The following is a 1368-nucleotide window of genomic DNA, read 5'->3' as shown; positions in this document are numbered from 1 at the left end:
CGCGCCGCGCGCGCGCAGGCCGGCACGGCCGGCCCAGGGCCGAACCCGGCATGCGCTGCGATGGCGACGGCCGCCCCTGACGGCCGCGGGCTACCGATCGGCCGCGGCCCGACGCACTGACATACGCGCGTCACTTCGGGCTGCTAATCGGTATACCGTATACGGTATGTGCGAAATCTGTGGCGATTCCGTGACTCAGGTGGTGGCTTGGCGTGCCATCTGTGCCGCTCATCGGCGCATCCGCAGGCCGGTTCTCCGTGCCGTGCTGCGCTTTTGCGAAACCCATCCCACTAAAGTACTAAGCCGCTCACGCTCGCTCCCCGCGCAGACGCGATGGCCGCCACATTTCCGCCGCCGGCCTTGGATAGACTGGCCGCATGAGCATCCTGCCGCGTTCGCTGTCCGACCAAGCCTTCGAAGTGGTGCGCGAGCGCATTCTGTCGACCCAGATCCCACCGCTGGCGCCGATCCGGCAGGAACTGCTGGCCGAGGAACTGGGCATCAGCAAGATCCCGCTGCGCGAGGCGCTGAGCCGGCTGGAAGAACAAGGCCTGCTGTCTTCGCACCCGAACCGTGGCTTTTTCGTGCCTCCGCTGACCTCGACCGAGGCCGAGGAAGTGTTCGCGCTGCGCCTCAAGATCGAACCCGAGGCCGCCGCCCAGGCCTGCCTGATCGCCTGCGAGGCCGGCCAGGAACTGGCCCGCGCCGCGTTCCTGGCCTGGGAGCGCGCCGACCACGGCGACCCCAACGCCAGCGTGCGCTGCAACCGCGCCTTCCACCTGGCCCTGGTCACGCCGGGCGGACGCCAGATCACCGCGCAACTGGTCGAGCGCCTGCAAGTGCTGGCCGAACGCTACGTGCGCAAGCACCTGGAACCGGTCGGGCGCGAAGCGCGCGCGGCCAACGAACACCTCGGCATCCTGCAAGCCTGGCTGCAGCGCGACGCGGCGCTGGTCGACCAACTGCTGTCGACCCACATCCTCAGCACCCTGCACGACCTGCGCGCGCAGCTCGAACACATCCCCCCGACCGCACCGATGCTGCCGGATTTCCGCCGCGCCCCGCGCCGGCGGCGTGAGCCCACCGAAGCGACGTAGCCCCACCGTCGTCGCCCGAAGCCCCGCAACCTCCGGCCGGTGATTCAGGCAAAAGCGCAGTCCACGCGAAACGACGCCGATACGCCGTCGCGTACCGGAGCAACGCCTCGACCCGTCACATCAGCGAAACCCGAAATACGGCGGGCGGTTGCGGCTGCTCTTCGCTCTTCGCTCCCCCCGCCGTCCCGAACTCGCCACAGGCAACCGTAGACCCGAAGGGCGGCGCGCAGGACGCGCGCCGTGCGCCACCCAGGCCATGGATGGCCTGTGT

Annotated in this window: 1 protein-coding gene; it reads left to right on the top strand. The window is 69.5% G+C overall.

From position 1 onward, the window contains the following. Positions 1-377: 377 nt before the first annotated feature. Positions 378-1097, top strand: coding sequence for a GntR family transcriptional regulator (locus A7A76_RS14620; RefSeq protein ID WP_206411868.1), 720 nt, complete (start codon positions 378-380; stop codon positions 1095-1097). The last annotated feature ends 271 nt before the right edge of the window (positions 1098-1368 follow it).

Source organism: Lysobacter enzymogenes (assembly GCF_017168095.1).
GTDB classification, from domain to species: domain Bacteria; phylum Pseudomonadota; class Gammaproteobacteria; order Xanthomonadales; family Xanthomonadaceae; genus Lysobacter; species Lysobacter enzymogenes_D.
The sequence above is the reverse complement of the archived record's forward strand: the minus strand, read 5'-3'. Positions and strand labels throughout refer to the sequence as shown.

Bases quoted from the DNA above. Each gene is read 5' to 3' on its own strand.
- A7A76_RS14620 (WP_206411868.1), top strand. From the start codon at position 378: ATGAGCATCCTGCCGCGTTCGCTGTCCGACCAAGCCTTCGAAGTGGTG.